Origin of the sequence: Companilactobacillus keshanensis, assembly GCF_003946205.1 — a bacterium.
Classification (GTDB): Bacteria; Bacillota; Bacilli; order Lactobacillales; family Lactobacillaceae; genus Companilactobacillus; species Companilactobacillus keshanensis.
Window position 1 is genome coordinate 59,987 of sequence record NZ_RHOS01000001.1, and the last position, 22,144, is coordinate 82,130.

At 35.1% G+C, this 22,144-nt stretch carries 23 protein-coding genes; 11 read left to right on the forward strand and 12 right to left on the reverse strand.

Annotated elements, in window-relative coordinates:
- Nucleotides 1-34 precede the first annotated feature (34 nt).
- The 4 genes from EKM64_RS00325 to EKM64_RS00340 all read right to left on the reverse strand — a co-directional run bounded on the left by EKM64_RS00325 (nucleotide 35) and on the right by EKM64_RS00340 (nucleotide 4,265).
- Nucleotides 35-922, reverse strand: a complete 888-nt coding sequence (locus EKM64_RS00325) for an alpha/beta hydrolase (protein WP_125674414.1) — start codon at nucleotides 920-922, stop codon at nucleotides 35-37.
- An 8-nt stretch (nucleotides 923-930) separates the two neighbouring features.
- Nucleotides 931-1,677, reverse strand: a complete 747-nt coding sequence (locus EKM64_RS00330; RefSeq protein WP_125674416.1) for a glycerophosphodiester phosphodiesterase family protein — start codon at nucleotides 1,675-1,677, stop codon at nucleotides 931-933.
- A gap of 205 nt (nucleotides 1,678-1,882) precedes the next feature.
- Nucleotides 1,883-3,040, reverse strand: coding sequence for an N-acetylglucosamine-6-phosphate deacetylase (gene nagA / locus EKM64_RS00335; RefSeq protein ID WP_125674418.1), 1,158 nt, complete (start codon nucleotides 3,038-3,040; stop codon nucleotides 1,883-1,885).
- Between the two features lie 172 nt (nucleotides 3,041-3,212).
- Nucleotides 3,213-4,265 (reverse strand): D-alanine--D-alanine ligase family protein, encoded by a 1,053-nt coding sequence (locus tag EKM64_RS00340; protein ID WP_125674420.1) that lies wholly within the window; start codon nucleotides 4,263-4,265, stop codon nucleotides 3,213-3,215.
- A 156-nt stretch (nucleotides 4,266-4,421) separates the two neighbouring features.
- Between EKM64_RS00340 and EKM64_RS00345 the strand changes: the two genes are divergently transcribed.
- Nucleotides 4,422-5,390 carry a DUF1002 domain-containing protein gene (locus tag EKM64_RS00345; RefSeq protein WP_125674422.1) on the forward strand — a complete coding sequence of 323 codons (969 nt, stop codon included), beginning with the start codon at nucleotides 4,422-4,424 and terminating at the stop codon, nucleotides 5,388-5,390.
- Nucleotides 5,391-5,531: 141 nt separating this feature from the next.
- Here the strand turns inward: EKM64_RS00345 and EKM64_RS00350 are convergent, their stop codons facing one another.
- Nucleotides 5,532-6,206 (reverse strand): ribonuclease H family protein, encoded by a 675-nt coding sequence (locus EKM64_RS00350; RefSeq protein ID WP_125674424.1) that lies wholly within the window; start codon nucleotides 6,204-6,206, stop codon nucleotides 5,532-5,534.
- A gap of 69 nt (nucleotides 6,207-6,275) precedes the next feature.
- Here EKM64_RS00350 and EKM64_RS00355 point away from each other — a divergent pair, with 69 nt between their 5' ends.
- The 4 genes from EKM64_RS00355 to cls all read left to right on the forward strand — a co-directional run bounded on the left by EKM64_RS00355 (nucleotide 6,276) and on the right by cls (nucleotide 9,816).
- Nucleotides 6,276-7,019, forward strand: a complete 744-nt coding sequence (locus tag EKM64_RS00355; RefSeq protein ID WP_125674427.1) for an alpha/beta hydrolase — start codon at nucleotides 6,276-6,278, stop codon at nucleotides 7,017-7,019.
- A gap of 18 nt (nucleotides 7,020-7,037) precedes the next feature.
- Nucleotides 7,038-7,478, forward strand: coding sequence for a hypothetical protein (locus tag EKM64_RS00360; protein ID WP_125674429.1), 441 nt, complete (start codon nucleotides 7,038-7,040; stop codon nucleotides 7,476-7,478).
- Between the two features lie 7 nt (nucleotides 7,479-7,485).
- Nucleotides 7,486-8,187, forward strand: coding sequence for a zinc metallopeptidase (locus EKM64_RS00365; protein WP_125674431.1), 702 nt, complete (start codon nucleotides 7,486-7,488; stop codon nucleotides 8,185-8,187).
- A 135-nt stretch (nucleotides 8,188-8,322) separates the two neighbouring features.
- Nucleotides 8,323-9,816: a cardiolipin synthase gene (gene cls / locus EKM64_RS00370; protein WP_125674433.1), complete on the forward strand. Its 1,494-nt coding sequence runs from the start codon at nucleotides 8,323-8,325 to the stop codon at nucleotides 9,814-9,816.
- Nucleotides 9,817-9,898: 82 nt separating this feature from the next.
- Here the strand turns inward: cls and EKM64_RS00375 are convergent, their stop codons facing one another.
- From EKM64_RS00375 to EKM64_RS00390, 4 genes are all read right to left on the reverse strand, one after another.
- The gene (locus EKM64_RS00375; protein WP_125674435.1) at nucleotides 9,899-10,264 is read right to left on the reverse strand and encodes a VOC family protein; all 366 of its coding nucleotides are present in this window, start codon (nucleotides 10,262-10,264) and stop codon (nucleotides 9,899-9,901) included.
- A gap of 55 nt (nucleotides 10,265-10,319) precedes the next feature.
- Entirely contained in the window at nucleotides 10,320-10,514 is a 195-nt protein-coding gene (locus EKM64_RS00380; protein WP_225420911.1) for a hypothetical protein, read from the reverse strand.
- A 95-nt stretch (nucleotides 10,515-10,609) separates the two neighbouring features.
- Nucleotides 10,610-10,888: a hypothetical protein gene (locus EKM64_RS00385; RefSeq protein WP_125674438.1), complete on the reverse strand. Its 279-nt coding sequence runs from the start codon at nucleotides 10,886-10,888 to the stop codon at nucleotides 10,610-10,612.
- Between the two features lie 102 nt (nucleotides 10,889-10,990).
- Nucleotides 10,991-11,530 (reverse strand): TetR/AcrR family transcriptional regulator, encoded by a 540-nt coding sequence (locus tag EKM64_RS00390; protein WP_125674439.1) that lies wholly within the window; start codon nucleotides 11,528-11,530, stop codon nucleotides 10,991-10,993.
- A gap of 183 nt (nucleotides 11,531-11,713) precedes the next feature.
- On the opposite strand from EKM64_RS00390, the gene EKM64_RS00395 reads away from it, so the two are divergent.
- Together EKM64_RS00395 and EKM64_RS00400 are read left to right on the forward strand one after the other, a co-directional pair.
- Entirely contained in the window at nucleotides 11,714-14,041 is a 2,328-nt protein-coding gene (locus tag EKM64_RS00395; RefSeq protein WP_125674441.1) for an ABC transporter ATP-binding protein/permease, read from the forward strand.
- 123 nt (nucleotides 14,042-14,164) lie between these two features.
- Nucleotides 14,165-14,824, forward strand: a complete 660-nt coding sequence (locus tag EKM64_RS00400; RefSeq protein WP_125674443.1) for an endonuclease III domain-containing protein — start codon at nucleotides 14,165-14,167, stop codon at nucleotides 14,822-14,824.
- Here EKM64_RS00400 and EKM64_RS00405 read toward each other — a convergent pair.
- On the reverse strand, nucleotides 14,786-15,388 hold the full coding sequence (locus tag EKM64_RS00405; protein ID WP_164505255.1) for a TetR/AcrR family transcriptional regulator: 603 nt from the start codon (nucleotides 15,386-15,388) through the stop codon (nucleotides 14,786-14,788). The two genes, EKM64_RS00400 and EKM64_RS00405, sit on opposite strands and share 39 nt — an antisense overlap.
- 235 nt (nucleotides 15,389-15,623) lie before the next feature.
- Between EKM64_RS00405 and EKM64_RS00410 the strand changes: the two genes are divergently transcribed.
- Together EKM64_RS00410 and EKM64_RS00415 are read left to right on the forward strand one after the other, a co-directional pair.
- The gene (locus EKM64_RS00410; RefSeq protein ID WP_225420912.1) at nucleotides 15,624-16,535 is read left to right on the forward strand and encodes an ABC transporter ATP-binding protein; all 912 of its coding nucleotides are present in this window, start codon (nucleotides 15,624-15,626) and stop codon (nucleotides 16,533-16,535) included.
- A gap of 5 nt (nucleotides 16,536-16,540) precedes the next feature.
- Nucleotides 16,541-18,163 (forward strand): ABC transporter permease, encoded by a 1,623-nt coding sequence (locus EKM64_RS00415; RefSeq protein ID WP_125674448.1) that lies wholly within the window; start codon nucleotides 16,541-16,543, stop codon nucleotides 18,161-18,163.
- Between the two features lie 38 nt (nucleotides 18,164-18,201).
- Here the strand turns inward: EKM64_RS00415 and EKM64_RS00420 are convergent, their stop codons facing one another.
- Complete coding sequence (locus EKM64_RS00420; RefSeq protein ID WP_125674450.1) at nucleotides 18,202-18,669, reverse strand: hypothetical protein; 468 nt, start codon at nucleotides 18,667-18,669, stop codon at nucleotides 18,202-18,204.
- Between the two features lie 182 nt (nucleotides 18,670-18,851).
- On the opposite strand from EKM64_RS00420, the gene EKM64_RS00425 reads away from it, so the two are divergent.
- Nucleotides 18,852-20,216, forward strand: a complete 1,365-nt coding sequence (locus EKM64_RS00425) for an Nramp family divalent metal transporter (protein ID WP_125674452.1) — start codon at nucleotides 18,852-18,854, stop codon at nucleotides 20,214-20,216.
- A 159-nt stretch (nucleotides 20,217-20,375) separates the two neighbouring features.
- Nucleotides 20,376-21,140, forward strand: a complete 765-nt coding sequence (locus EKM64_RS00430) for a TerC family protein (protein ID WP_125674454.1) — start codon at nucleotides 20,376-20,378, stop codon at nucleotides 21,138-21,140.
- 156 nt (nucleotides 21,141-21,296) lie between these two features.
- Here EKM64_RS00430 and EKM64_RS00435 read toward each other — a convergent pair whose 3' ends face one another.
- Nucleotides 21,297-22,133, reverse strand: a complete 837-nt coding sequence (locus EKM64_RS00435; RefSeq protein ID WP_125674456.1) for a helix-turn-helix transcriptional regulator — start codon at nucleotides 22,131-22,133, stop codon at nucleotides 21,297-21,299.
- Nucleotides 22,134-22,144 lie beyond the last annotated feature (11 nt).

Here is a 22,144-nt window from a genome sequence, read left to right on the forward strand (position 1 = left end):
AGACTTCTGAGAGTGATCTCAGGAGTCTTTTCGTTTATTTTAAATATGTAACAAACCATTTTACAACTTGTTGAATAACCTCATCTTGATGCCATTCGATCGTTCCATGGCCCGCATTTCTGATCATGATAAGTTCCGTCTCGATATCATAATCTTTTAAAGCCTCATACATCTTCTTACTTTGTGAAGGTGAAACTAAAGTATCTTGGTCTCCAGCCATCAATAGAATCGGAGGCAGTCCCTTTTTAACATGATAAAGTGGACTAGCAATTTTTGCTTTTTCAATATTTTTTTGCACCGGTTGATGTGGAGTAATACTAATATTCAATCCATTAAGCAATACTGCTTCCGGTGAAGCTGTTGATTTATGACTATCTTGAATGGCATCACTAAAATCAGACCCTACAGTCAATAAATCGCTCAATCCATACAATGAAACTACAGCCTGAACTGATTCGGAAATATCCAGGTTATCACCCTGTCCAAATTTTTTGTCGTCCGTTACACCTATCATTTGAGCTAAATATCCACCGGCAGAATCTCCTAAAACACCTATTTTTTCAGGATCAATATTGAATTCGTCACTATGAACTCGTAAATAACGGACCGCTGCTTTTCCATCAATTATTGGATCAGGAAAGACACTTGGAATCACTCGATATTGAGCCGCGGCTACTACGAATCCTGCTCGAGCCAAAGCGTAACGAAAATCAATAAATTTATGATAGTCTGCCTTAGTAAATCCGCCACCGGGAAAATATAATACTGCTGGATGTGGACGATTATCCCTTGGTACTAACAAACTCATTTTTAACTCATTTATAATATGAGAATCGTTAGTATTGCCAAAATTTTGTTCATAAACAACGTCACGAAACTCATCAATTATTTCTTGTTTAACTGATACTCGAATACTTTTCATCGAATCGCCTAGCTTTCAACTAAAAATTCCATTCTATCAGCAATATTAGTAAAAATACCATCAACACCATATGAAAATAATTCTCTAGCACGACTAATGCTGTCAACGGTCCAAACATTGATTTGATAGCCGTAATCTTGTATTTTTTTAATTTTTTCTTTAGTTAATCCATTAGAATCAGGATGGATTATCCTAGCATGGCAAGCCTGCATCGTCAAATTCCAATCTTCTTTTAGACCCGCTTCATCAAATAAAACTGCATATTTAAGATTTGGCTTCAGTTGATACATTTTTTCCAGCATAATTGGATTAAAACTAGAAATTATCAGATCAACATTTTCATCTAATCTATCTAATGCTTCAGAAAATTGTTTAACCAAACTGTCTGCTAAATGATTGGCATCATCCCCAACAACACCTTTTAGTTCAATATTAGCATTCAGTTTATGAATATTTAAAAAATCGATCAATTGATTCAAAGTTGGAATTTTTTCGCCACGATATTTCTCAGCAAACCAATAACCAGCATCGGCTGATTTAACATCGCTACTATCCAAAGTTTCGATTGATCCAGTCCGATTAGTCGTTCGATTCAACTTATCATCGTGAATAATAAAAACTTTTTCATCCTTAGTTATGCTTAGATCCGTTTCCAACCAATCGATCCCGTAACTTATGACTTCATTGAATGAAGCCATAGTATTCTCAGGCGCTAATGTCGGAATCCCTCTATGAGCAAATATTTTTTTTGTCATAATAATCCTCCATGCAGTTATTATAGGCTATTTTATCTATTATTGTGGATCGTTTATTCTGGATATAAATTATTTAGTGAAAGTTTATTTATCTAATAAAAAAATTTCACCATATAAACATTTATCGTTATATACAGTGAAATCTATATTTTAATTTACTATTAATATGAATCGAAGATTTCAGGTAATAGAACTAAGCGATTAATTATGCTTGATATCTTGATTCTCCATTCAAATATGTTTCTGCTAAGCTCATGTCATCATCTAAGATGATAAAGTCAGCATCATGTCCAGGTGTAATTGAACCACACTTATCAGCAATCTTAGAACTCTTTGCAGGAACGTAACTACCCATTGTCACAGCTTCTTCTTCTGTGGCAATGTTCCAGTCAACAACGTTCTTGATAGCATCTTTAAGAAGTAAGATACTTCCGGCTAAGTTATGTGGAGCTTCTTGTAATCTAACTTGTCCATCAGCAACTGTAACAGGCAATTCACCTAATACATATTCGCCATCTGGCATTAGTCCGGCACTCATACAGTCAGTAATAAGTGCAATATGTTCTGGAGTTTTCTTATCGATAAGAATTCTGGCAGCATATGGTTGGACGTGATGTCCATCACAGATAAGCTCATCATCAACAAAGTTCATTGACATAGCGGCTCCAACCATCCCTGGTTTACGGTGATTCAAACCACTCATACCGTTATATGCATGTGTAAATCCTGAAGCACCAGCTTCAACACAAGCCTTAGCTTGTTCAAAAGTTGCTGATGAGTGACCTAGAGTAACAGCAACATCATCTGAAGCAACTGCAGCTGTGAATTCTACTGAACCCTTTCTTTCAGGAGCAATTGAGATTTTCTTGATCATGCCGTGAGCAGCTTCTTGCCATTCTTTGAATTCTTCAACATCGGGATCTCTAAAGTACTTAGGATTTTGTGCGCCTTTATGTTCTTCTGTGTAGAAAGGTCCTTCAAAATGAATACCACGAACTTTAGCACCAGTTGCTTTTTGATAGTTTTCACCGATCATGCGACAAGTTTCCATCAATTGTTCATGAGAAGCTGTCAATGTCGTTGGCAACCATGATGTAACACCAGCTTTTAATAGGCCTTCTGACATTTCATTGATTTTTGTCCAGTCATTGTCCATAACATCGTTTCCAACAAGTCCATGGATATGTGTATCAACAAGTCCTGGGGCAACCATCTTATCAGAATAGTCGACGATCTTACCTTCTGGCTTATTGTCCTCTGTGTAGAAACCACCGAATTTACCGTCATCAGTAATTTCTAGGTAGCCACCATTTTCAGTCGTATTCTTCAAAAAGAATTTTTTCGCATGAATGTAATATGTCATTATTCAGTCTCCTCCAAGTTATAAGTTCATTATAGCAATTATTAATGGTCTATACCAGATTGATTTAAGAATTCTTACGTGCAATTTCATTTTCACGCTATCTCTTAATAATGTAAAATGAAAAAATAAAAAATCGTACCGAGATTTCATCGATACGACTCATGTTTAATTATTATTTGGCGTCTTCATAAAGACGAATTTTACTTTTGATGATCTTTTCGCAGAGATCTGGATATGAAATGCCAACAGCTTCTGCTTCTCTTGGCATTAATGAGCGAGGTGTCATACCTGGCAATGTGTTAGCCTCCATGACATACAATTCACTGTCACGTAATAAGAAGTCCACACGACCATAATTACTCATATCCAAAGCATCAAAAGTCTCTTTAGTCATTTCTTGCATACGTTTATGAGTTTCATCATCCAATTCAGGAGGAGTAATAAAGTGAGTTACACTATTATCCTGGAATTTATGGTCAAAGTCATACCAACCCGTATCAATAGTGATTTCAACAGCTGGTAAAACAAGTCCGTCAACGATGGCAACTGAAAACTCTCTACCCTTAATATATTCTTCTATCAAGGCCTCTTTATCAAATTGCAAAGCATCTTCAATAGATGGTTTCAATTCTGAAGCGTCACGAATAATATGTGTACCAACACTTGAACCACCATTAGAAGGTTTAACTACCATTGGGAATCCAAAGGGAATTTGGTCTTCTGTAATGTCAGCTGTTTTTGTTGTTGTGTAGTCAGCTGTTTGAATGTGATTTTGGACAAAAACTTCTTTAGAGAATTTCTTATCCATAGCGATACCAGAAGCTAAACTGCCGCTTCCTGTATAGCGAATATCAAAAACATCGAACATAGCTTGCATCTTACCATTTTCGCCATCTTCACCGTGAAGTCCCATGTAGACGATATCGGCGTGTTGGCAAATTTTCAAAACATTTTTCCCAAGTAATCCTTTGGTTCCATCTGTACGTAAAGCTTCGATTTTTTCATTAGTTAAAACTTCATCATCAATGATCATTTTTGATTCGTCTTCTGGTTCAGTAATGAATAGATCGTCGATCTTGCCTTCATCAATATCTTCACCTAAAAATGAATCAACGTAAGCTACTTTATAACCCTTACTCCTCAAAGCATTTGTAATCTTAGCACCTGATGAAAGAGAAACGTTTCTCTCGGTACTTTTACCACCTGAAAGGACAACAATTTTCATTGTTCGTTCACCTATTCTTTCTTTATTTTGAATTCTATTTAAGCGATTTCCTAGAACCTATAGGATACCACAAAACGGTTTTAGTGACTATTTTCAAACTTCACTACGGTAAAAATTATTACTAAGTTCTCGTATTTTTCACATATTTTTGGTTTAATGTGGGGTAAGGAGGATTTAGCCTTGAAAAAGTTAAATATTGTTTTACTTAGTTTAGTATCTTTAATCACACTGGGAATCTTTAATGCCCAAAGTGTAAAAGCTGATAGTTTAGACGACCAGCCTGTTATGACATTAGGAACGTCGCTGACTGACAGCCAAAAGCAAGGTACAATAGATGCTTTGTCTTCTCAAATCAACAACAGTAATTATAAGACAATTACTGTTACTGGTGACACTTTAGTTAAATATTTGAATCCTAGTGGAAGTTCTTTTACAAGTAGTTCAGGCGTTTGGTCATCAGCCTTGATCGAAAAGACTTCATCCGGATCAGGTATCAATGTTAAAATAGTCGACTACAACGGAAGCAACAACATAACAACAATTACCGCCGACCAATATAGAAACGCGGCCATTACCGCAGGTATAAGTGATGCAAATATCTACGTCACTTCCGCTACAAAAATCGATGGTTCTGGTGCTTTAGCCGGTATCTATGCTGCCTATGCCAGTTCAGGTAATTCATTGAATCAAAACCAAGTTAACGCTGCTCAAAACGAAATGGGTGTTTTAAGTGATATAACTGATGCTAATAAGGGTACCAACGGATATACTGACAAACAATTGAATAATGCCATTGCCGGTATGAAGTCTGATATGGCCCAAAAAGGTTCAAATGTTACCGTTAACCAAATTACAACGATCGTTAATAATAATCTTCAACAAAATAACCTTCAAAATATCATCACAGATAATCAAAAACAAGAAATCATTAACTTAATGGTCAAGATCAAGAATTCTGGTGCTCTGAATAACTCAAGCTTCAAAGAGCAGGCCAACAAGTTAAGTAGTGATATTACAAGCAAGGCCAAAAATATTTTCAATAATTTAAATACACAGGAAAATCGTAACCTCTTCCAAAAAATTTGGGACAGTATAGTTTCGTTCTTCCAAGGCTTGTTTAACTAAGATTTTTTAACTAGTTATGCCACCCTATGGCTAAATTTATATCTATATATAGTAAAAATAAAATTAAAAGAGCTATATTCCAAAATCAAAATGGAATATAGCTCTTTTAATTTTATATGTTATAGCACAAGCAAAAACAAGTTACATCTGATCCATAGTTTGATTCAACAGCTCATCAACACGATTATTACCAACATTATTGGCATGGCCTTTAGTCCACTCAAAGGTCTTATCGGTCACAGTAGGTAATAACCTATCCAGCTCACGCCACAATTCAACATTTATCGGTGCTGTTCCATCAGCTTTCTTAAAACCACGACGTTTCCAGCCATTAAGCCATCCCTTATTGATAGTATTGAGTACATATTGCGAATCTAAAACAAAAACTATTTTACGATCATTCATAGATAATTTATTCAAACGCTTGATACTTTCAATCAAGGCCATAATTTCCATTCGATTATTAGTAGCTCCAAATTCTCCGTCAGTACCTTCAAAAGTTTCATTGTCAACACTGATATGATAAGCCCAAGCCGCTTTATCATCAGTTCTGACATGTCCTCCTTTGACGTTACCATGATTGCGCGAACCACCATCAGTATATACGACGACTTCAAAATCTTCCATCTTAACTGTTTTTTTAGATACTGCTTTTTTAAAGTCATCTTTACCGTTAATAAACTCTTTAGCTTCTGCTTCAGTGGGGAAACTTTTATATCTAGCACCGGTAAATCCGTCTACTTGTGCCTTACATTCAGCCCAAGTTCGATAGATACCAGTTTTCTTGCCACGCCTTACTGCATAATATTTTTGCACGTATCTTTCTCCATTTGGTTAATATTTATTCTGATTCATTATATAATACTAAGTTGTTGGGGTGAATATATGGAAAATGAGCAATGGCCGGTATTTTACATTCACGGCTTTCGCGGCGGGGATTATACTACGGAAAAAATGATCGATTCCGCACTTAAATTTAACAATAAAAAGCAATATCTAAAGGCTAATATCAATTGGCGCGGGAAGATCACCTATGAAGGACGTTGGACCGACGATCTTCATCCAATTATTCAGGTCATCTTCCAAAATAAATGGGTCGGCAGCAATCAAATTTCCTATTGGATGTCGAAGCTGTTATTTGACTTGCGTACAAAGCATAATTTTTCCACTTATGACGCCATCGGTCATTCTCTAGGTGCCGTAGCGTTGGTCCTCGTTAATTTAAAAGAAAAATCTCATCCCTACATTCCTAAACTTAAAAAATTAGTTTTAATTGCAGGTCCCTTCAATGGTGTTATCGGCTTGGGGGACTTGCCAAATGTCAATCGTATCAAGGATAACGGTCGCCCAGCATTTATGAGTCCAACTTATTTTAGAATATTCTTGGGGCGTAATGGTATTTCTAAAGACCTGAAAGTTTTAAATATCTATGGCAATGTTGAGGACTTTTCTAATAGTGATAAATACATTTCCGTCACCTCAGTCAAATCAATCGGGTATATTTTAGAACCACGTGTTAAAGAATACATTGACTATCCCGTCAACGGTTCAAATGCTGAACATTCGTTATTGCACGATGATTCTGGTATTCTAAAAATGGTAAATGGATTCATATATACGAAACTGTAAGGAAAAGAGTTCATTATTTTGATAAAACTAAAATCATATCGACCATTTATTACTAAAAATTTTATTTGGGAATTTCCCACTCACTTCAAACTAAAAGAAGTGAGTGAATTTATCAATGAGGATATTCCTAGAACAACTGAATATATCAGTAATTCAGCCAAAGAAATCATGCGTAATAAAAGTGTTATCTGGTTTTTAAAAAATAAAGAAACTGGCGAAATAGTAGCACTGATCAGTTTTACTTCAGTAAACTTCATCAAGAAATCAGCAAAATTACAGATGATCATGGGAGAAATTTCAGAAGATCAAAAAATGGAAATTGCAAATCGATTATTTATTTTCGTTGACGAACAATTGGAACTCAATTCCCTTCATTTTGACCAACTGGATGAAATTATTCTCAAAAAGTTCACATTAAATGGGTATAATATGAATAAACCGGAATTAAAGAGGAGCTAATTATTTTATGAGTGGATATGGATACGGATTGTTCGATCCTACCTTTATTCTTATCATTATCGGTCTAGTAATCAGTTTGTGGGCATCGTGGTATGTTAAACACAACTTTAACAAATACGACCAGTACCCTAGTCAACGTGGTGTCACAGCCGCAGAGGCTGCTAGATTTATTTTGGATAAAGCAGGATTGAGCAATATTCAAATTAAGCAAATTCAGGGAAAATTAACTGATAATTATAATCCAGGTGATAAAACATTAAATTTATCAGAATCGACCTATGATTCTACTTCTGTTGCGGCAATTGGGGTTGCTGCACATGAATGCGGACATGCAATTCAAGATCAAAAAAATTACATGCCAATGCGTGTGCGTTCTGCCATCGTTCCAGCTGTCAATCTAGGTTCTAATGCTTCGATCCCTCTGATCATTTTGGGAATGGTCTTAGGAATGAATCATTTTCTGATAACAATAGGTATTTGGCTATTTGCATTAGTTGTATTATTCCAAGTAGTCACGTTGCCAGTCGAATTTAATGCATCGAGGCGAGCCGTTGATATCTTAGGCTCTGGAGACTTATTAACAAATGAAGAAGTGCCAATGGTAAAACAAGTTCTATTTGCAGCAGCTTTAACTTATGTTGCAGCAGCAATTTCGACCGCTTTACAATTATTAAGATTAATTCTTATATTTGGAAATAATCGTGAATAACAAAACGATCTGACCAATTGGTCGGGTCGTTTTTTATTTAGAATAATTATTTCTTTCATAAAGTAGCTCTCAAAATTAGATTTTCAACATAATTTGAAGTAAACTTTTTACTATGATTATGGAGGGGATTAAATAATGATTGATGTATGGATTATTTGGCTAATACTTATTATCTTATTGCTGAATACTATTTCCGCACTTATCACCGTTTTTCATAGACCCAGAAATATCGTTACTACTTGGGCTTGGATCTTGGTATTGACGCTTCTACCAATTCTAGGGTTCCTGATTTACGCCTTCTTTGGTCGTGGAATTGCTCAGGAAAAAATCTTTAGTATCAGTAATCAAAAACACGTTGGTTTGGATCAACTGAAATTAATGGAATTATCTGAGAGAAAAAGACAATTAGCCATTAAAAATCAGACTCCTGAGGCAATTACAAATCGATCAGATCAAACTCGCTATGCTGAACATATAATCAAATTTTTCAATGAAACTGAAGAAACACCTTTGACCCGTCATAACGATGTTGATTTAGTCTTTGATGGTAAAGAAAAATTTGAAAAAATGTTTAACGATGTTAGTAATGCCAAAGAAACTGTTCACGTTGAATATTATGCTTTTATCAAAAGTGATATCGGTGAAAAATTCTTAAAATTACTGACTCAAAAAGCTAAAGAAGGTCTTGAAGTCAGACTACTCTATGATCCATGGGGATCAAACGGTACCCGCAAAAGCTGGTTTAAAGAATTTCAAGCCGCCGGCGGTGAGGTATTACAATTTATAACCTCCAAAAATGTCATTGCTAAAACACGTTTGAACTACCATTTGCATAGAAAAATTGTTGTTGTTGATGGATGCATTGGTTGGACTGGTGGGTTTAATGTTGGTGATCAATATGTAAACGTCACAGAAAAATTTGGATATTGGCGCGATACACATGTGCGTATCAAAGGTGTCGCCGCCTTACTATTGCAGGAACGCTTTTTCCAGGATTGGAATGCCTCTATTGAAAGAAGTGAAGAAGCACTTGCCTTCTCCGAAAGGTATTTTCCATCTGATCGTTTTGACAATAAAGACAATATCCCTATCCAAATCGTTACTGACGGACCAGATAGCCGTTCTGAAGTTTTGAAAGATGGTTTCATTGATATGATCATCAGTGCTAAAAAGAGTGTCTGGATACAATCGCCATATTTGGTTCCTGATGATCCGATGTTTACAGCTCTGACAATTGCTGCCCGTTCTGGTGTCGACGTCCGGATTATGATACCTTGTATGCCAGACCACCCCTTTATTTACCGAGCTACACAATACTACGCTAATCTGCTGACTAGTTATGGTATTAAAATATACAGTTATCAAAAGGGCTTTATGCATGCCAAAGCTAGTGTATTTGATGAAAAGATATGTTCAGTTGGTTCAATGAATCAAGATTTCAGAAGTTACTCATTAAATTTCGAAGCTAATGCTTTTATCTATGACTCTAAAGTTTCGCATAAAGTTGCTAGGGCTTTTGAAAAAGATATGAAAGATAGTCTATTGATCACACCTGAAGTCATTAAAAGCCAGGGTAAATGGTTGCACTTTAAACAAAGATTCTCTAGATTATTATCACCAATATTATAAAATCACCCATTACTAAAAAGTAGTTGCATCTCACTTATTGGTGTTATGCAACTACTTTTTTTATTCTTAAAATTCATAATCTCTAATTTCCCACTGCAAAGTAATGTCCTTCAGGATCGGCGAAACTAAATACTTTTTGACCGCCCTGAACGGAAATTGTACTGATATCCTTGGCATATTTAGCAACTTGATCATGAACTTCTTCAATATCATCAACAATAAACATCAATGATGGCATTTCTAATGAGACCATTGGTGAATACTTTTTAACAAAATCTATTGTATAAAGATTTATTTCTACTCGGTCTAATAATGATAGTTTCAGTGAAATACTACCATCGATCATATTAGTTTCTTTAACAATTTTAGCATCTAAAGCTTTCTCAAAAAAATCTCCAATAATGGAAACATCTTGAACATATAACATCACTTCAAACTTTTTTAACATTATAGATTCCTCCAAAAAAAAGATATACTCCAATGAGTATACCTTAAATTTCATTTTAACTAATCTTATGTTTGTATCCGTGATGTTTAGCTACAATATCCCAAAAGTAAGCAATACAAGCCACTGCGGCGGCAATGAAACTGATAATTGCTAATGATTTAGAAACAAATAGCGCTATAATACCTGCAATGATAAACAATGCAAATAGGACCAAGTATATTCGATCTCTTTTTTCAGATTTCATCATCATGACTTCTTTCCATGAATTTATCGATTTAAGAAATACATTCCCAAATCTATTGTCATTATGTGTCCTTAAATCTGATTATTCAAATAATTTAACTGTTATTCGTAAATCCTATCATTAACTTTTTTGACAGTTCTTCTATGATATAAGTCTTGTCCTTGACCCCAGAAAATAAAATTCAAAGATATATAGATCAATGCAACTAGAATATCTAAAAAATCTATCTTTAAGCGATCAGTCGATAATAACCAGATGACAAATATGATAGAGATAATCGGTACAATTGCTCCGACCCAAAAATTCGAGTTATTAGCTAAGACATACTTTTCAAGCAGTAAAATCCACAATGATCCCATAACAAATATAAGTTCTTGCATATGTCTTCCCCCTATTTGATTTTTTTGCGCACGAATAACATCCTAACACAAAATAAAAATCCAAATAAACAATTAAACTCGAAAAACGTATCCCAACTATTCTTAATTCTTGGGAATGACAAAATCACGTACCTTTCTAATGTCGTCAGCGAAGATTATTCTTATAATTATTTGTGTCAACTCATGAGGCGTTTCCTTCATACCATTTTTGACCCAGAGTTTCATAATATTCTGCATCCCTGCCATCAAGTAGACCGACTGATATGGATCGATAAATTCCTTACCATTTTGATCCATCGCATTCTGTAATTTTTCTAACAATCTGGTTTTACCTTCTACAAAAACCAAATTACTCAACTTCCTATCGTTATAAAAGGCTGTCAGTAATCCTTCTAAAGCCGTTGTGGGCTGAATTTTTTCTAGAGGTTCACTTGATTCTAAAAACTCCATTTCAACATCGTCGACACATTGATAAATATCATCGTAATAACGATAAAAAGTCGTTCGATTGACATCAGCCTGACGACACACTTCCGTCACCGTTATATTGTTTATCGGCTTGTCTTCCAACAAATCTAAAACGGTCTCCTGAATCATTTTCTTTGTGTAACGGGCTCGTCGATTATTTTTAATTCCTACCATTGATTCCTCCATAGATTCAACACTTTTGTACGATCTGTCCATTTAAAAACAAATTGTCTTAAATTGATGATTGCGTTATAAATATAAAATTATTATTATATGAAACATGGTGTTGCAATAATGACATTCTAACAAAGAATTGAATTTTGAACATTACAAATTTTAAATAAAAGGATTAATTAAATGCTGGAATTAAAACATATTAAGAAGTATTTCTATGTCGGTGATTCTGTAACTAAGGCTTTAGATGACGTTTCAGTATCATTTAGAACCAAAGAATTTGTTGCCATCCTAGGACCTAGTGGTTCTGGTAAAACAACTATGCTAAACGGCATCGGTGGACTAGATATCTATGATTCAGGTGATCTGGTTATCAAAGGCAAATCAACTAAGGACTTTTCCGAATCAGATTGGGACGCCTATCGTAACAACTCCGTTGGTTTTATTTTCCAAAGTTACAACATTATTGGACATTTGAGTATTTTAGATAACGTCGAAATGGGAATGACCCTTAGTGGAGTCGACAACGCTGAAAAGAAAGAAAAGGCAGTTAAGGCTTTGGAACGTGTGGGCTTAGGTCCACATATGAATAAAAAACCTAATCAATTATCTGGTGGTCAAATGCAACGTGTTGCGATCGCCCGTGCGATTGCCAATGACCCAGAAATTTTACTCTGCGATGAGCCAACCGGCGCTTTGGATACTGAAACCAGTGTTCAAATCATGGAACTTATCAAAGAGCTATCCAAAGAACGCCTAGTTATCATGGTTACACATAACCCTGATCTTGCTAAGCAATATGCTAATCGCATTATTGAATTTGCTGATGGTAAAATCCAACATGATTCAAATCCTTATCAAGAAGATTTGAAAGATGATAAATTTGCCTTAAAGAAAACGAAAATGACTTTCTGGACCGCATTAAAACTATCATTTACCAATATTAAAACTAAGAAGGCTAGAACATTCCTCACGGCTTTCGCCTCAAGTATTGGTATCATCAGTATTGCCATCGTTTTGGCTCTATCTTCAGGGTTTCAAACGCAAATTGATAAAACTCAATCTAATACTTTAGCCCAATTCCCGATTACAATATCTCAAATTGCTTCAAATCAGACAGCACCAACATCTAATAAGGATAAAAAGACCTCTAAGTCTGATAAGATCACTGCTAAAAAGAGTGAGGCAGATAAGGCTACTCATGTTAATAAGATCAACAAGAAATATATAAACTATGTTAATAATATCAATCCTAAATTAAGTAAAACTATTACTTATAGCTATTCAACTGGAATGAACTTATTGCGTGAGGTTAATGGAAAAGTAAAAACCGTTAAGTTTTCAAATACTGACAGTAATGCCAATTCTGCCAATGCTATGAGCAGTGCCATGGCAACCTCGACTGGTGTTGGTGGATCAGTTTATCCGGGCGGCAAAAATGGTCAAAGCTTTTTAAAGAAGCACTACAAGGTGATCTCCGGATCATTACCAACCACCGCTAATGACATTGTTCTAATCGTTGATAAGGATAATTCAACTAATGTCAACGCCTTAAAGAACCTTGGCTTCTCAGTTAAGGATGGTCAAAAACTAAACTTTGATAAATTAGTCGGTACGCAAGTAAAGGTTGTTTCAAATAATAATTACTATCAAAAATTACCAACCAATAACTTCGTTCCTAATAGTGCTGATTCATCAATGTACAATAATAGTAACAACACAACTCTAAAAATCTCAGGTATCCTACGTGTAAAATCTAGCTCATCTGAAAATATTTTAGCTTCCGGTGTTGCTTATAGTGATCAATTAACAAAGAATATTATCAAGCAAAATGAAAATTCTGACATTGTTACCGCTCAAAAGGCTAGCAAGAGCAACGTTATAACGGGCGAAACCGTTGATGCCACTACAAAATCTAGCTTAGTAAGTTACTTAGGTGGTTCAAAGACACCTTCAAGCATCATGATTTATCCAAATACCTTTAAGAATAAAGATAAAGTTTTAAGTTATCTTGATAAATACAATAAGGGTAAGAGTAAGTCCGATAAGGTCGTCTATACTGACTTGGCAGGATCTGTCTCTAATCTAACAGGTGGTTTGATGGACGCTATAACTTATGTCTTGATTGCCTTCGCTGGAATTTCTCTAGTAACAAGTATGATAATGATTTCGATTATTACCTATACGTCAGTTCTTGAACGTACCAAAGAAATTGGTATTTTGAAGGCCCTAGGAGCTAGGAAAAAAGATATCACACGTGTATTCGATGCTGAAACTACTATTCTTGGTGTCGCCTCTGGTGTACTCGGTGTAGTAATCGCCTGGCTGGCAACCTTCCCGATCAATGCGGTTTTAAAGAGTATGACCGATTTGAGCAATGTTGCTCAGCTAAATCCAGTCCATGCTCTGATCTTGATCATTGTAAGTACGGTATTAACTGTACTAGGTGGACACATTCCAGCTCGTATGGCTGCTAAAAAAGATGCTGCTACAGCATTAAGATCTGAATAAGCAAAAACGATAACCGTTTGGTTATCGTTTTTTTGTATACTCAAGGTAAATACGACTGTGTCTTTCCTCGATTTGAATTATGTTAAAGAAACCATGATACTAAAAGTATCCGGAGGGAATAATTTGAAAAAGAAAATAACTACCAGAGAGCTTTTTGAAATATTAAGTAAGCAACTAGGTCGTCAAAACTGGTGGCCTACTAATAGTATCGAGGAAATGCTAGTCGGAATGGTATTGATTCAAAATACCAATTGGAAAAATGTTGACAGATCATTAGACAATTTACGAAAAAAAACGAATTTTGAATTAGACAAATTACTGAATCTTCCCTTAGATGAACTAAGAAACTTGATTCAACCCAGTGGATTCTTCCGTAATAAATCAATCTACCTACAATCGTTACTAACCGCCTATCGAGATGATTTTAACAACTGGTCCAAACTATCTACGGAAAAACTACGTAAGAAATTATTATCTCTAAAAGGAATCGGCAATGAGACTGCTGATGTATTGCTTCTATATTACTTTCACCGTTCTACCTTTGTGGCCGACAATTACTGCATGAAACTTTTCAAAACTTTAAATGCTTTCGATAATAAGCCAACGTATATGCAGTTAAAGAAAGTTGTTGAATCAGACTTCAACTACACTCCAGATGAAGCCGGTGAATTTCATGCTTTAATAGACGAGTTCGGTAAGCTCAATAGTGATTTCTTTGCTGATTATCAGTTAATACTTCCGAAGTCACTTTCCCATAATTCCGTAAAAGAAAATACGCGCTAATCCATTGGAATATTTTTTTGTAACAATATCTTTAGTCTTTTGGGCTGTAGCCGGATTCATGAAATACGTTAAAATCATATCAACATACATCATAACAACTTCATCTTGAATATCGTCACTGATCATTCCTTCAGCTCGACCTTGTTTGAGAATTTTGCCCCAGAATCCCTCTTTACCGGCCTCATAAGTCTTCATAACTCGGTCGTCACCATTAGCGGCCTGAAATTCGTCAATCATAAAATTCATGAAATCTCGATTGACTGTTTCAGCTTCACTACTACCAAAATTTAGGATACCTTCAATTTTTTCTTTAAAATTCAAATTGGCTTTTTCAAGTTGCCTGTCATATCCTGCATAACCATCAACAATCATCTTGATCATGACTTCTCTAGCTAATTCAATTTTACTAGGAAAATATTTATACAGTGTAACTTGCGATGAATTTGCCTCTTTTGCTATTTGAGCAACGGAGGTATTTTTGTATCCATTTGTAACAAATACTTTTGTAGCAGCACTTAAAATGTCACTTTTTTTATTCTCTTTGCGCTTTTGATTATTCGTCATTATTCCCTCCATAATTATTTTTTCTTCATATTTCACTTTTTGTATTAGTAAATCAATATATTTATTTTCAAACACCAAGATAGTTCAGTTTACCCAATTTTAAAGGTTGACACTCACCATCCACCCAACTAATATACTCTTTGATAAATGAACTATCCAAGAAAAATATTTCATCTTATTATTAAAAATTCAAGTTTATTGCCTATAAATTTAAATATATGTAAAGGGGATCATCATGATGAAACAAAAAAGTAAGGCAATCTTACATATTGATCATCTACAAAAGAATTTTGGTAAATTTCAAGCATTAAAAAATGTCACTTTCGATGTTTATCCCGGAGAAGTATTTGGCTTTATCGGACCCAATGGTGCTGGTAAATCAACTACTATCCGAACTCTTTTAGGAATTTTACGTGCATCAGGTGGCACTGCCACATTATTTGGCAAAGATGTATATAAAGATTCGGTTTCAATCCACAAAAAATTGGCCTACGTACCTGGGGATGTTTATTTATGGCCTAATTTAACTGGTGGAGAAATCATCGATTTATTTTTGAAATTGGGTAACACTAAACATTCAAAGAAAACTGATGAAATGATCAAACGATTTCAATTAGACACCACTAAAAAAGCTCGAACATATTCAAAAGGTAATCGTCAGAAAGTGGCCTTGGTCGCTGCTTTCTCGACAGATGCCGACTTCTATATTTTTGACGAACCTACTTCTGGACTTGATCCTTTGAATGAAGAAATATTTCAAAAATCTGTTTTAGAACTGAAACAAGCTGGTAAGGCCGTTCTTCTCTCCAGTCATATCCTTTCAGAAGTTGAAAAAATGTGTGATCGTATTGGTATTATTCGTGATGGAGAAATCGTTGAAACTGGTTCCCTTTCCGATATGAGACATTTAACTAGGACAGTTATCCAATTTCAAACTATGGAACCCACAACTGAACTAAGAAACCTCAATGGAGTTCATAATATCATTTTGAATACTAATGGATTAACTACCTTCTCAGTTGACTCGGATCAAATGAGTTCTGTTATGGATTACTTATCTAGTAAAAAAATAGTCTCACTACAATCCACTCCTCCAACTTTGGAAGATTTATTCATGAGATACTACAACTCAAATGAAGGGAGATAGCTATTATGGAAAATCGCAATTTTCATCAAACTTTCTTCTTAACACGTTTTAGTTTAAAACGAGACTGGTTAAAATTGACAATTTGGTCGGGTCTTCTTGTAATCCTATTTGCATCAGTAGCCGCTAAGTTTACTACTATCTATGATTCTCAAGCTTCGATCGATGAAATTGTCAAAACTTTAAAATCACCTTCAATGGTATCCTTATTTGGTAAATTACCTGGCAATGGGCCCTATACTACCGCCGATGTCTTTGCTGGTGAAATGACTGTCTTCATGGCTATTATTGCAGCGATCATGAATTTTTCTATCATTATTAAAAATACCCGTGGTGAAGAGGACTCAGGATTACTGGAAATCATTCAATCACATTCAGTGGGGAAATTATCTAATTTATCTGCTTCTTTAATTGAATTATTCATTATTAATTTATTGATTGGTCTACTATACGGTGGTGGATTACAGGTCGCTAACCTAACCGGTACCGATACTAATGGTAACTTTCTCTTAGGATTAGGGCTTGGAGCAACTGGTTTTATGTACGCTACTATTGCTGCCTTCTTGGCACAATTAGTCGATAATTCTCGTTCAGCAACTATCTGGTCTTACGTTATTTTTGGACTTATGTATATAGCCAGAATGACTACTGATATTTCCCATCCTAAAGCTACTTGGTTTGTCCCCTTCGGTTGGGTCGAGAAATTCTCAACTTATCAAGACAATGACTGGACTCCAGTCTTTTTGATGTTGGGACTTTCCTTGATTCTTTCCATAGCAGCGTTATGGATCAATAATCATCGTGATATTGGTTCAGGAATCATAGCTACTAAACCCGGTCGTGCCCGTGCTTCAATATTTTTACGTGGCCCATTAAGTTTATTTTGGAGATTGCATCGTACTACCATTATTGTTTGGGTAATTGGATTGTTAATTTTAGGCCTTACCTATGGATCTATCTTCAACACTATCGGCGATATTCTCAAAACCAATCCTGCTATGAAAAAGTTAGTTGGCTCGGTGGCCGTCCAAAACGCTAATGTTTTGATAATCAAACAATTCGTAGCATTATTAATGATTGTCTTTGGTGTTCTGGCACTTTTCCCTGGTATACAGATCATCAATTACCTTAAAACTGGTGAAAATAAAGGTTATCTAGAACTAATTCATTCCAAACCAGTTAGTCGAACTTACTTATTTACTAGTGTTCTAGTGCTAGGTGCCTTAACAAGTTTGACCGCCCTATTTGCCGGCATGTGGGGACTTCAGTTAGGAGGAGCCTCTGTTATGAAGCACCCTATTGAATTAACTGTTTTCCTAAGGGGATTTTATGCTTATATTTCGCCGATCATGATAATGTTAGGAATATCATCCTTCATTATTGGTTGGATCCCAAGAATATCTGTTGTCAGTTATCTTTATGCAGGCTTTGCTTTGTTTGTCGAATACTTTGGCAAATTGATCGACCTGTCAAAATGGATTTCTAAACTAACACCATTTGGTTATATCAATAAGGTGCCGGTTCACCAAATGGATCCCGGAACTTTTTGGTGGCAGCTAATACTTGCAGCAATACTGATCATACTAGGATATATTGGATATCATATCCGAGACTTAAATAGTGCAAACTAAAAAGAGCTCTGAGAAAAATTCTCAGAGCTCTTTCATATTTAAATTTGACCTATTTCCATTTCCACACCACTATTCAGTTTATCGCTTAAATAATTTTCAATATCTTTATATGATTTATTAAAACTCATCTGAATTTGCTGAGGGCGGTTAGTGTTGAAAACTACCGCAACCTTAGGCTTCTTACCAGTAATTTCTATTGGTATAAGGGTTACATGAATTATTCGTGAGTAATCGAGAACACCAGAGTAAAATCCATTTAAAATGATTTTACTATTACCGATGCCGCCAACACCATTCATGATGGTCAACGTCAAAAATTCGGCTACCATAACGATATAAGCCAACTGATTGGTTGGTGAGAAGAGTAGCCAAGCACCCATTATGACTGCAAAGACCAATGTCGATATCTTATAGATCGAACGGATTTCAATCTGTGATTGCCAGTAAATGTTATATACTGCACTCACGAAGAACATTATATCGATAACTACAATTATTATATTCATGGTTTTCATCCCCTTTCTAATAATTGTAAATGACTATGATGCTTAATACAAATCATTCGACACCCTTTATAATATAAGTATTTTGATAGTTGTTAAGTCAGCCTAATTTTATTTTTTAATTTGTTTAAAATCTGACAATTCCATGTTATCATGTTTAAAGATTAATTAGGAGGTAGCGAGGCTTGAAAGATAATGATAAGAAACATGAGAGCCTGATTCACTACGCAAATGGTCCTTCACTTGAAGAAATCAACGATACTGTTGAGGTTCCAAATGATGCCGGCTTTTTCAAAACACTACTAGCTTATAGCGGACCTGGGGCTCTGGTCGCCGTTGGTTATATGGATCCGGGTAACTGGGTCACATCCATCGCTGGTGGTGCACAATTTAAATATAAACTGTTAACAGTTATTCTGATATCCAGTTTGATCGCCATGCTATTACAATATATGGCAGCGAAATTAGGAATTGTTACTGGGCGTGATTTAGCTCAACTAACTCGAGATAACACTAGTAAAGGTGTTGGATTCGTTCTTTGGATCGTCACCGAATTAGCAATTATGGCGACTGATATTGCCGAGATAATCGGTTCAGCGATTGCCCTTAAATTGCTATTCAATATCCCTATACTCTGGGGTGTTCTTATTACTGCTTTTGACGTTCTATTATTATTGATACTAATGAAATTAGGATTTAGGAAAATTGAAGCGATCGTTGCTGCTTTGATCATGGTGATCCTAGCCGTCTTCCTATATGAAGTAATTTTGGCACAGCCTAACATGGGACAAATGGTCGTTGGATTCGTTCCTGATCCTGTTATTTTGCAAAACCAAAGTATGCTTTATATTTCCTTAGGTATTGTTGGTGCTACGGTTATGCCACACAATCTTTATCTGCATTCTTCAATTTCACAAGCTAGAAAATACGATCGTAATGATTACAAGAGTGTTAAAAAAGCTGTTCGTTTCTCAACTTGGGATTCAAATATTCAATTAACATTAGCTTTTGTTGTTAATACATTGCTATTACTCTTAGGAGCTGCTCTATTCTATGGTACTAAGAGTGATCTTGGTCGTTTCGTAGATTTATTTAATGCTTTACAAGATCCAAAGATTGCCGGAGCTGTGGCAAGCCCAATCTTGAGTACATTATTTGCCGTTGCCTTACTAGCATCTGGTCAAAACTCTACTATCACGGGTACTCTATCCGGTCAAATCGTTATGGAAGGTTTCGTCCACATGAAGATGAAACTTTGGGCAAGACGTGTTATCACACGTTTACTCTCAATCATTCCAGTTATCGCTTTCGCCGTTATCTATAATGGTAACGAAGCTAAGATCGAATCACTTTTGACATTTTCACAAGTATTCTTAAGTGTTGCTTTACCATTCTCAATTTTCCCACTGATCAAATACTCCAGTAGTAAAGAACTTATGGGTAAATTTGCTAATAATAAAACTATTAAATGGATCGGTTATTTGATAGCCGTTATTCTGACAATTTTAAATATTTGGTTGATCTATACTACATTCGTACCTGCTGTTTAAAAGCTGCCAATTGGCGGCTTTTTTTATTTTCTGTATTATTTGGACTTTATATCTAGTAAAATGAAAATAACGAATAAATCATTGAAGCTATACATTTCAGAGGGATTTGTGTATTATATGTCTTCAATGATAAAAATATAAAGTGAGGAAATGTTCTGATTGAATGCAATTATTAATATGTACGCACCATTCTTTGACTTACATAACTGGGCAACTGTTATTGAGTCAGGTGAGGATTGGCTGATCATCTTTTCTTTGGTTATCATGGAATGTATCTTATCCGTTGATAATGCCGTCGTTTTGGCAGCCCAAACACAAACCTTACCAGATAAAAAAGACCAAGAAAAATCTCTTTTCTATGGTCTGATCGGTGCATATATTTTTAGATTTTTAGTAATTGGTATTGGTGTTTACTTAATTAATTTTTGGGCTATTAAAGCCTTTGGTGCTCTGTACTTATTCTACTTATTCATAAAACACTTCTTCTTGAATAAGAATAAGGAAGGATCTGAAGCACCTAAGAAAAAATCTGCCCCTAAAGGTTGGAGAAAACATCTCCATATTTCACTATTTTGGCAAGTAGTTATCTCGATAGAGTTAATGGATATTGTTTTCTCAATTGATTCTGTCCTGGCTTCCTTGGCTATTTCTCATAATCCTGTCATCGTGTTGATTGGTGGTATGATAGGTATTTTAGCTATGAGAGGTATTGCTGAAGTAATTATGGGATTAATGGGTAAAATTCCTGAATTGCAAGGTATGGCCTATGTTCTGATCCTATTTATCGCCATTAAGCTATTCTTATCAATCCCAATGATCAATATCCATATTCCAAATATGGTCTTCGTCATTTTCTTAGTTGGTGCTATTATTGTCACTTTGATAATTCATTATATTAATAACAATAAGCGGCAAAAAGACTAGATACAATTTAACTATAAAAGAGCTCTTGAATCTGGAGATATATCCAGGTTCAAGAGCTCTTTTATTGGATCCTAAATCTTGAAAAAAATAAACGACAAATTCTCAATAAGATTGAAAACTCACCGGTTAATATAAATTAGTCTATGAAAGACAACACTAACTTTCCTTATTTCTAAATCGAGAAGGTGCAATTCCAGTATATTTTTTAAAAGTTTGACTAAAATAACTCATGCGACGAAAACCTAAACGCTTAGAAACATCATTAATACTCAAGTCTGTTTCCTTTAACAACAGCATGGCTTGTTGAATTTTTCTGGCATTTAAATAAACTGAAAAGCTCAGTTTAGTCTCTTTTTTAAAAAGCTTACTAAAATAAAAATCTGACAAATAGACGCTCTTAGCTACCCGATCAAGCGTCAATCTCTTATCTAAATTGTTATCAATAAATTCAATTGCTGAAATAATTGCCTCATTAGATGTAGACAAATTACTTAGTTGTTGTAATGCTGTGGCCTCATTCTCATCTAGCCCATCGATGATATCCTCTACCTTGAGTGGATATTTCACAATGAACGAATCGATTCCTGAATTATCGATTATCAACTGTGATACATTTTCAATGAGATTCTTCAGAAAAACACAATGACGCTTCAATTCGTTATAAATCAAAACATTATCTTTTCCAGTTGTATTAACTGGGAAAATAGCCGCGACTTTTCCAACTATTTGATTGATTTCATTGATCATAATTGGACGATCAGCATATTCAATGTGGTAAAGAAGTTTATGATTTTGAATATTAGATAAATTGAACTTTTCGTTTAACAGTGGTAAAACATCCCCGCCACTGGTATCACCAACAGTTTTAACAACTAAGGAATTATTATCTAAAATGCAAATGACAATATTATTGGATATTGCATAACTCTGCAGCAAGCGAATTAGCATCTTTTCCTTACTCGAGAGTAAAGCGTTCAGATCAAATTCTTCCATAATATTCACCG